The sequence below is a fragment of the Streptomyces sp. AgN23 genome, from assembly GCF_001598115.1.
GTDB lineage: Bacteria > Actinomycetota > Actinomycetes > Streptomycetales > Streptomycetaceae > Streptomyces > Streptomyces antimycoticus.
This window is the reverse complement of sequence record NZ_CP007153.1, coordinates 4,107,291-4,117,711: the sequence shown is the minus strand read 5'-3', so window position 1 is coordinate 4,117,711 and position 10,421 is coordinate 4,107,291. Positions and strand designations below refer to the sequence as shown.

The 10,421-nt window shown below is 73.7% G+C and carries 1 protein-coding gene; it reads left to right on the top strand.

Translation table 11 applies throughout. The features are described 5' to 3' along the window. Positions 1–42: 42 nt before the first annotated feature. Positions 43–10,407, top strand: coding sequence for a type I polyketide synthase (locus AS97_RS17680; protein ID WP_210565255.1), 10,365 nt, complete (start codon positions 43–45; stop codon positions 10,405–10,407). Positions 10,408–10,421 lie beyond the last annotated feature (14 nt).

Genomic DNA, 10,421 nt, shown 5'->3' with positions numbered 1-10,421 from the left:
TGACCGCCCTCAATTCAACTGACCTCAGGAGGTGACGTTTCCGTGGCTAGCGCGAACGAAGAGAAGCTTCTCGACAATCTGAAGTGGATGACCACTGAGCTGCGCCGGGCCCGTCGCCGCCTGACCGAGGTGGAGGCGGACGCGCAGGAACCGATCGCGATCACCGCGATGAGCTGCCGGTTCCCCGGTGGCGTCGGTTCGCCCGAGGATCTGTGGCAATTGGTAGCGGAGGGCGGTGACGCCATTTCCGGATTCCCCGCCGACCGCGGCTGGGACATCGAGGGGCTGGCCGATCCGGACCCCGACCGCAAGGGCACCTTCTACAACAGCGGCGGCGGATTCCTCGACGGCGCCGCCGAATTCGACCCCGCGTTCTTCGGCATTTCGCCGCGCGAAGCGCTTGCGATGGACCCGCAGCAGCGGCTGCTGCTGGAAACCTCCTGGGAGGTTTTCGAGCGCGCGGGAATCGACCCGACCTCCGTCAAGGGCAGCCGCACCGGCGTTTATGTGGGCGCCTCGGCCATGGGCTATGGCTCGGATGTTTCGGGCGCCCCGGAGGAGCTGGAGGGGCTGCTGCTCACCGGCGGCGCCACCAGTGTGCTGTCCGGCCGTATCGCCTACACCTTCGGCCTCGAAGGCCCGGCCGCCACGATCGACACGGCGTGCTCGTCGTCGCTGGTCGCCCTGCACTGGGCGGCTCAGGCGCTGCGGCAGCGCGAATGCTCGCTCGCCCTCGTCGGCGGCGTCACCGTGATGCCCAACCCGGACGTCTTCGTGGAGTTCAGCCGCCAGCGCGGCCTCGCCCCCGACGGCCGCTGCAAGTCCTTCGCCGCCTCGGCGGACGGCACCGGCTGGTCCGAGGGCGTCGGCGTGCTGCTGGTCGAGCGGCTGTCGGACGCGCGCAAGAACGGCCACCCGGTGCTGGCCGTGGTGCGCGGCAGCGCGGTGAACCAGGACGGCGCCTCCAACGGTCTGACCGCGCCGAACGGCCCGTCGCAGCGGCGCGTCATCCGCCAGGCCCTGGAGAACGCCCGGCTGTCCGCCGCCGAGATCGACGTCGTCGAGGCGCATGGCACGGGGACCACACTCGGTGACCCCATCGAGGCGCAGGCGCTGCTGGCCACCTACGGCCAGGAGCGGCCCGAGGGCCGGCCGCTGTGGCTGGGCTCGCTCAAGTCCAATTTGGGCCACGCCCAGGCGGCGGCGGGTGTCGCGGGCGTCATCAAGATGGTCATGGCGATACGCCACGGCATCCTGCCCAAGACCCTTCACGTCGATCAGCCGTCCCCGACCGTCGACTGGTCGGCGGGCGAGGTGTCCCTGCTGACCGAGGCCCGTCCCTGGGACGAGACCGGCAGGCCGCGCCGGGCCGGTGTCTCCGCCTTCGGTGTGAGCGGCACCAACGCCCACACCATCCTGGAGCAGGCCCCCGAGCCGGAGGCCGAGGAGCCGTCGGCCACGGACGAGGACGCCACCCCGGCGGCGGTCGTCACCGCCACCGTGCTGCCGTGGCCCCTGTCCGCCGGGAACGCGGCGGCGCTGCGCGACAACGCCCGCCGCCTCGCCTCCCACCTCGACCGCGAACCCGCCCTCGGCACCACCGATGTGGCCTACTCGCTGGCCACCGGCCGGGCGGCGCTGGAGCGCCGCGCGGTGGTCGTGGGCGAGGACCGCGCCGGGCTGCTGTCCGGGCTGGAGGCGCTGGCGCGGGGGGAGTCCGCGCCGGGGCTGGTCGAGGGTGTGGTTGCCGAGGGTGAGCTGGCGTTCCTGTTCACGGGGCAGGGGAGTCAGCGGCTGGGGATGGGGCGTGAGCTGTATGACGCCTATCCGGTGTTCGCCGAGGCGCTCGATGCGGTGTGCGCGGAGCTGGACCGGCATCTTGAGCGGCCTTTGCAGGACGTCCTGTTCGGGGACGACGCCGAGGCGCTGGACCGGACCGGTTTCACTCAGCCCGCGTTGTTCGCGGTTGAGGTGGCGTTGTTCCGTCTGGTTGAGGCGTGGGGTCTGAAGCCGGACTTCCTGTCGGGGCATTCGATTGGTGAGTTGGCCGCGGCGCATGTGGCGGGTGTGTTGTCGCTGGGGGATGCGGCGAAGTTGGTGGCGGCGCGTGGGCGGTTGATGCAGGAGCTTCCGGCGGGTGGCGCGATGATCGCGGTGCAGGCGTCGGAGGACGAGGTGGCGCCGCTGCTGACCGAGCGGGTCAGCATCGCCGCGCTGAACGGTCCGGCGTCGGTGGTCATCGCGGGTGACGAGGACGAGGCGCTGCGGATCGCGGCCGGTTTCGAGGCGCGGGGTCGGAAGACCAAGCGGCTCACGGTCAGCCATGCGTTCCACTCGCCGCGTATGGACGGGATGCTGGAGGCGTTCCGTGAGGTAGCGGAGGGGCTGTCGTACGAGGCCCCGCGCATTCCGATCGTGTCGAATCTGACCGGTGGCGTGGTGTCCGCCGACGAGATCACGACTCCCGACTTCTGGGTGCGCCATGTCCGCGAGGCCGTCCGCTTCCTCGACGGCGTACGGACCCTGGAGGCCAAGGGCGTCACCACGTTTGTCGAGCTGGGCCCGGACGGTGTGCTCACCGCGATGGCGCAGGAGTGTGTGACCGACTCCGTGTCGGACGCCGTGTTCCTCTCCGCGTTGCGCAAGGACCGTCCCGAGGCCGAGGCGCTGACCACGGCCGTCGCACGGGCGCATGTGCGCGGTGTGACGGTGGACTGGGCCGGGTTCTTCGCCGGTCGGGGCGCGGAGCAGGTGGATCTGCCGACGTATGCCTTCCAGCATGAGCGGTTCTGGCTGGAGCCGGGTGCCGGGTCCGTGGGTGATGTGGCCTCGGTGGGGCTGGAGTTGGCCGGGCACCCGCTGCTGGGTGCGGCGGTGCCGCTGGCGGAGACCGATGGACTCGTCTTCACCGGACGGCTGGGTGTGGATACGCATCCGTGGCTGGCCGACCATGTGGTGCGGGACACGGTGGTGCTGCCCGGCACCGCGTTCGTGGAGCTTGCCGTGCGCGCCGGTGACCAGGTCGGTTGCGACCTGCTCGATGAGCTGACCCTGCACGCCCCGCTGGTGCTGCCCGCACGCGGTGGCGTCCGGCTGCAGCTCACGGTGGGCGCGCCCGACGGCGCCGGACGGCGGTCCCTGACCGTGCTGTCCCGCGCGGAGGACGCCCCGGCCGAGGAGCCGTGGACGCGGCACGCCGACGGTGTGCTCGCCTCGGGTGCGCCCCGGCCGTCGTTCGCGCTGACCGCGTGGCCGCCGCAGGACGCCGAGGCGGCCCGTACCGAGGAGCTGTACGCGGCCCTCGCGGACGGCGGTCTGCGGTACGGCCCGGTGTTCCAGGGGCTCACGGCCGCCTGGCGGCGCGGGGACGAACTCTTCGCGGAGGTACGGCTGGACGAGTCCGCCGCCTCCGACGCCCAGGCGTACGGACTGCACCCGGCGCTGCTCGACTCGGCGCTCCACGCACTCGGCATGGACGGCTTGGGCGACGGCGAGAGCCAGGGCGGGCGGCTGCCGTTCGCCTGGAGCGGTGTGTCGCTGTACGCGAGCGGCGCCTCGGCGCTGCGGGTGCGGCTGGTGCTGCGGGGCGCGGACGGGGTCCGGCTGGAGATCGCGGACTCGGCCGGTGCGCCGGTCGCCGCCGTGGACTCGCTGGTCCTGCGCGCCGTGTCGGCGGAGCAGGTGCGGGCCGCGCGGGCGGCGTACCACGAGTCGCTGTTCCGTGTGGAGTGGACCGGACTCCCGGCCGGAGCGGACGCCGGCGCGCCCGGCGGCGGTCGCTGGGGGGTGCTCGGCGCGGATGCGTTCGGGTTGGGTGCCACGGCATACGCGGACCTCGCGGAGCTGGGCGAGGCCGTCGATTCCGGAACGGCGCTGCCGGAGTACGTAGTGGTGTGCCCGGCACTTGAACTCCCGGGTGCGGCAATTCCAGCCCGTCCGGCGTTTGAGGACCGGGGCCTTGGGGCGGAGCCCTCTGTTTCGGGAAGGGGCGGGGTGGGGGAAAGCCTCGCGCCCGCCACCACGGCGCATCAGGCCACCACCCAGGTGCTGGGCCTGATGCAGCAGTGGCTGGCCGACGACCGCTTCACGGACTCACGTCTGGTTCTGCTCACCTCGGGGGCCGTGGCCACCGAGGCCGGTGAGCCGGTGACGGACCTTGCGGGCGCCGCCGTCCACGGTCTGCTGCGCACCGCGCAGGCCGAGAACCCGGACCGCTTCGTCCTCCTGGACATCGACGGCCAGGACGCGTCGCTCGCGGCGCTTCCGGCCGCGCTGGCGGCGGGCGAGGAGCAACTGGCCGTCCGTGCGGGCGTGATCCGTGTCCCGCGCTTGGCCAGGGTGCCGGTCGCGGGCGAGACGACGGCGGTTGCCTTCGACTCCGAGGGCACGGTGCTGGTCACCGGCGCGTCCGGTTCGCTGGGCGGTCTGGTGGCCCGGCATCTGGTGGCCGAGCGTGGCGTACGGCAGCTCCTGCTGGTGAGCCGCCGTGGGCAGCAGGCCCCGGGTGCTGCCGAACTCGCCGACGAGCTGGTCGAGTTGGGCGCCCGTGTGGTGTGGGCGGCGTGTGATGTGGCGGACCGGGACGCGCTCGCCGCGACCCTCGCCGCCATCCCCGCCGAGCATCCGCTGACGGCCGTCGTGCATACCGCCGGTGTGCTGGACGACGGCGTGATCGGCTCCCTCACCCCCGAGCGCATCGAAAACGTCATGCGCCCGAAGGTGGACGCGGCGTGGAACCTCCACGAGCTCACCCGCGACCTGGACCTGACGGCCTTCGTGCTGTTCTCCTCCGCCTCGGGCGTCTTCGGCACCCCCGGCCAGGGCAACTACGCGGCCGCCAACGCCTTCCTGGACGCCCTGGCCGCACACCGCCGCGCCGAGAGCCTGCCGGCCGTCTCGCTGGCCTGGGGCCCCTGGGCGGGCGCCGGTATGGCCGGTGGCCTGGACGAGGCCGACATCAGCCGGATGCGGCGCGCCGGACTGCCGCCGCTGTCCCCGGCCGAGGGCCTGGCGCTCCTGGACGCCGCGCTCACCACGGACGAGGCGGTACCGGTCCCGATGCGCGTGGACGCCGTGGCGCTGCGCGCCCAGGCCGCGGCGGGCGCGCTCGCGCCGCTGCTGCGCGGACTGGTGCGGGTCCCGGTGCGCCGCGCGGTGGACGTGGCCGCGGGTGGCGGTTCCGCGCTGGCGGAGCGGCTGGCCGGGTTGAGCGCGGCCGAACAGGACCGGCTGCTGCTGGACCTGGTCCGTACGCAGGTGGCGGCCGTCCTCGGCTATGCGGGCCCGCAGGCCGTCGAGGAGGGCCGGGCCTTCAAGGACCTGGGCTTCGACTCCCTGACCGCCGTCGAACTGCGCAATCTGCTGCGCGAGGCGACCGGGCTGCGGCTGCCGCCCACGCTCGTCTTCGACTACCCCACCTCGACCAGCCTGGCGGGCCATCTGCGTGAGGAGATCGTCGGGGACACGGCCGACGCGATCGTCCCCGATCGGGTGATCAGCGCGGTGGACCGCGACGACCCGATCGCGATCGTCGCGATGAGCTGCCGCTTCCCCGGCGGTGTGCGGTCGCCCGAGGAGCTGTGGCAGCTGCTGGTCGCCGGTGACGACGCCATCACTCCGTTCCCCGCCGACCGCGGCTGGGACCTCGCCACCCTCTACAGCGACGACCCCGACCTCGAGGGCACCAGCTACACCCGCGAGGGCGGCTTCCTGCACGACGTGGCCGACTTCGACGCCTCGTTCTTCGGCATCTCGCCGCGCGAGGCCCTCGCGATGGACCCGCAGCAGCGGCTGCTGCTGGAGACCACCTGGGAGGCGTTCGAGCGGGCCGGGGTCGACCCCGCGTCCCTGCGCGGCAGCCGTACCGGTGTCTACATCGGCTCCAACGACCAGGACTATCTGACGCTGTGGCTGAACGAGCCGCAGGGCCTCGAGGGCCACCTCGGCACCGGCAACTCCTCCAGCGTGGCCTCCGGCCGGCTCTCCTACGCCTTCGGGCTCGAAGGCCCGGCGGTCACCATCGACACGGCCTGCTCGTCGTCGGTGGTGGCGCTGCACCTGGCCGCGCAGGCACTGCGCAACGGCGAATGCTCGATGGCGCTGGCCGGAGCCGTCACGGTCATGTCGACCCCGGGCGCCTTCCTGGAGTTCAGCCGGCAGCGCGGACTGGCCGCCGACGGCCGGATCAAGGCGTTCTCCGGTGACGCGGACGGCACCAACTGGGCCGAGGGCGTGGGCCTCTTCCTGGTGGAGCGGCTCTCCGACGCGCGCGAGAACGGCCATCCGGTGCTCGCCGTCCTGCGCTCCACCGCCATCAACCAGGACGGCGCGTCCAACGGTCTGACAGCGCCCAACGGCCCGTCCCAGCAGCGCGTCATCCGCCAGGCCCTCGCCAACGCCGGTCTGTCGGCCACCGACATCGACGTCGTGGAGGCGCACGGCACCGGTACGACGCTGGGCGACCCGATCGAGGCGCAGGCGCTGCTCGCCACCTACGGCCAGGACCGGCCCGAGGACCGGCCGCTGTGGCTGGGCTCGGTGAAGTCCAACATCGGCCACACCCAGGCCGTGGCGGGCGCCGCCGGCATCATGAAGATGGTCATGGCGATGCGGCACGGTGTGCTGCCGCGGACCCTGCACGTCAGCGAGCCGACCCCGCACGTCGACTGGTCGGCGGGCGACATCGAGCTGCTGACCGAGGCCCGGCCCTGGCCGGAGACCGGCCGTCCGCGCCGTGCGGGGGTGTCGTCGTTCGGCTTCAGCGGCACCAACTCGCACGCGATCATCGAGCAGGCCCCGGCCATGGACGTGGTCTCCCCGCCCGCCCCGGAGCGGTCCCTGCCCGTCCTCGCCTGGCCGGTCTCGGGCCGTACCGAGGACGCGCTACGGGCCCAGGCCGCACGGCTGCGCCCCACCGTGGACGCCTTCGTGGACGCCTCCGGGGACACCGGCGCCGACGGGCCGCGCCCGCTCGACCTCGCCTACTCCCTGGCCACCTCGCGCGCCGCCCTGGAACACCGGGCCGTGGCGCTCGGCCGGGACGGCGGCCTCCTCGGCGAGCAGCTCGCGGCGCTGGCCGACGGGCGCGGCGCCACGGGGCTCGTCGAGGGCTCGGTGACCGGTGGCAAGCTGGCCTTCCTCTTCACCGGGCAGGGCAGCCAGCGGCTCGGCATGGGCCGTGAGCTGTACGACGCCTACCCGGCGTTCGCGGAGGCGCTGGACGCGGTCTGCGCGGAGCTGGACGGCCATCTTGAACGGCCTTTGAAGGACGTGCTGTTCGGGGACGACGCCACCGCGCTGGACCGGACCGGGTTCACCCAGCCCGCGCTGTTCGCCATCGAGGTGGCGCTGTTCCAGCTGGTGGAGGCGTGGGGTCTGAAGGCGGACTTCCTGTCGGGCCACTCGATCGGTGAACTGGCCGCCGCGCAGGTGGCCGGTGTGCTGTCCCTCGCGGACGCGTGCACGCTGGTGGCGGCGCGTGGCCGGTTGATGCAGGAGCTTCCGGCCGGTGGCGCGATGATCGCGGTGCAGGCGTCGGAGGACGAGGTGGCGCCGCTGCTGACCGAGCGCGTCTCGATCGCCGCGCTCAACGGGCCGACGTCGGTGGTGATCGCGGGTGACGAGGACGCGGCGGTGGAGATCGCCGCGTCGTTCGAGGCGCAGGGTCGGAAAACGAAGCGGCTTACAGTCAGCCACGCGTTCCACTCGCCGCGCATGGACGGGATGCTGGACGCGTTCCGCGAGGTCGCGGAGAGGCTGACGTATGAAGCCCCGCGCATTCCGATCGTCTCCAACCTCACCGGTGCCATCGTCTCCGCCGAGGAGATCACCAGCCCGGACTTCTGGGTGCGCCACGTCCGCGAGGCGGTCCGCTTCCTCGACGGCGTACGGGCGTTGGAAGCCCAGGGCGTCACCACCTTCGTGGAGCTGGGCCCCGACGGCGTCCTGACCGCCATGGCCCAGGAGTGCGTCACCGACGCCGAGGCGGCGGGGTTCGCCGCCGCGCTGCGCAAGGACCGTCCCGAGGCCGAGACCGCCACCACCGCGCTCGCCCAGGCGTATGTCCGGGGCGCCGAGGTGGACTGGGCCGGGTACTTCGCCGGGACCGGCGCCCACCGCGTCGACCTGCCGACGTACGCGTTCCAGCGCCGCCGCTACTGGCCGGAGTTCGCCCTGGAGGCCAGGTCCCCGGCCGAGGGCGCGGTGGACGCGGTGGACGCGCGGTTCTGGGAGGCCGTGGAGCGCGAGGACTGGGAGTCGCTCGCCACCGAGCTGCGGGTCGAGGGCGACCAGCCGCTCAGCGCGGTGCTGCCCGCCCTGTCGACGTGGCGCCGCGCCCAGCGCGAGCGCTCCGCCGCCGACGGCCACCTCTACAACGTGGTGTGGAAGCCGCGTCCGCAGGGCCCGTCGGGCTCCCCGGCTCCGGCCGGCACCTGGCTGACCGTCGTCCCCGCGCACCACGCCGACGACCCGCGGATCACCGCCGTGACCGATGACCTGACGCGGCGCGGAGCGCGGATCGTCCGCGTCGAACTGGACGCCACGGACACCGCCCCCGCGGCCGTGGCCGACCGCCTCGCCGCGGCGACGGCCGACGGCCCGGTGGCCGGAGTGCTCTCCCTGCTGGCGCTGGACGAGCGGCCGCACCCGGAGCACCCGGCGGTGCCGGTCGGCCTCGCGCTGACCGGTGCGCTGGCCGAGGCGCTGGCGCTGCGGGGCGACGCCGCCCCGGCGCGGCTGTGGTGCGTCACCCGGGGCGCGGTCGCGACCGGCGGCGCCGACCGGCTGACCAGCGCCACCCAGGCCCAGGTCTGGGGCTACGGCCGGGTCGTCGCCCTGGAGCAGCCCGAGCGCTGGGGCGGTCTGGTCGACCTGCCGGAGACCGTGGACGAGCGGGCGCTGGACCGGCTCGCGGCCGTGCTCGCCGGGGCCGACGACGAGGACCAGGTGGCGATCCGCGCCACCGGGGTCTTCGTACGCCGCCTCGTCCCGGCCCCGCGCGACGCGGCCACCGCCGCCGCCGAGCCCTGGACGCCGCGCGGCACCGTGCTGGTGACCGGCGGCACCGGCGCCCTGGGACGGCATGTCGCCCGCTGGCTGGCCCACAACGGCGCGGAGCGGCTGGTGCTGCTCAGCCGCCGGGGCCCCGACGCGCCGGGTGCGGCCGAGATCGTGGCCGAACTGTCCGGCACCGACACCGCCGTGACCGTCGAGGCATGCGATGTGGCCGACCGCGACGCGCTCGCCGCGCTCGTGGAGAAGCTGGCCGTGGACGGCACCCCGGTACGCGCCGTGGTGCACTCGGCCGGGATCTCCCAGGAGCCCGGCACCGGCACCGAACTCCCCGAGTTCGCCCGGATCGTGGCGGCCAAGACGACCGGGGCGGTCCACCTCGACGCCCTCTTCGGCGAGGCCGCCGAGCTGGACGCCTTCGTGCTCTTCTCCTCGATCGCCGGGGTATGGGGCAGTGGTGGCCAGGGGGCCTACGCGGCCGGAAACGCCTTCCTCGACGCGCTGGCCGAACAGCGCCGGGCCCGCGGGCTCCCCGCCACCTCCGTGGCCTGGGGCCCGTGGGCGGAGGGCGGAATGGCCGCCGAGGGCGACGCGGAGGAGCAGTTGCGCCGCCGTGGACTGCCGCCGATGGCACCGGAGCTGAACATGGTCGCCTTCCAGCGGGTGCTCTCCCGCCAGGAGACCGCCGTGACGGTGGCCGATGTCGACTGGGAGCGTTTCGCCCCGGCCTTCACCGCCGCCCGCCCCCGCCCGCTGATCGACGATCTGCCGCAGGTCGCCAAGGCCCTGCGGGGCGGCGGCGAGGGCGAATCGGCGGACCAGGCGGCGGCCGACGGCGCCTCCGCGCTGCGCGAGCGGCTCACCCAACTCGCCGTGGCCGACCGTAAGGACGCGGTGCTGGAGGTGGTCCGCGCCCATGTGGCCACCGCCCTCGGGCATGCCTCCGCCGACGAGGTCGGGGCCGGACGCGCCTTCAGCGAGCTGGGCTTCGACTCGCTCACCGCGGTCGAACTGCGCACCCGGCTCGGCGCGACCACCGGCCTCAAGCTGCCCGCGAGCCTGGTCTACGACTACCCGACACCGGCCGCGCTCGCCGAGCATCTGCTGACCGAGCTGATCCCGGACGGACCGGGCCACGGCCCCGGCCACGCGACGGCCCACGTGGACACCGATCCGCAGGACGCCGAGCTGCGCCGCACCCTGGCCACCATCCCGATGGGCCGGATCCGGGAGGCGGGGCTGCTGGACACGCTGCTCCGGCTGGCCGATCCACAAGCAGCCACTTCCGATCCCAGCCGCGTCGAGGACGAGGCGGAGTCCATCGACGAGATGGACGTCCAGCACCTCATCGACATGGCGCTCGACCTCGACAGCCTCGACGGCAACGATTCCTGACGCGGGCCCAAGCA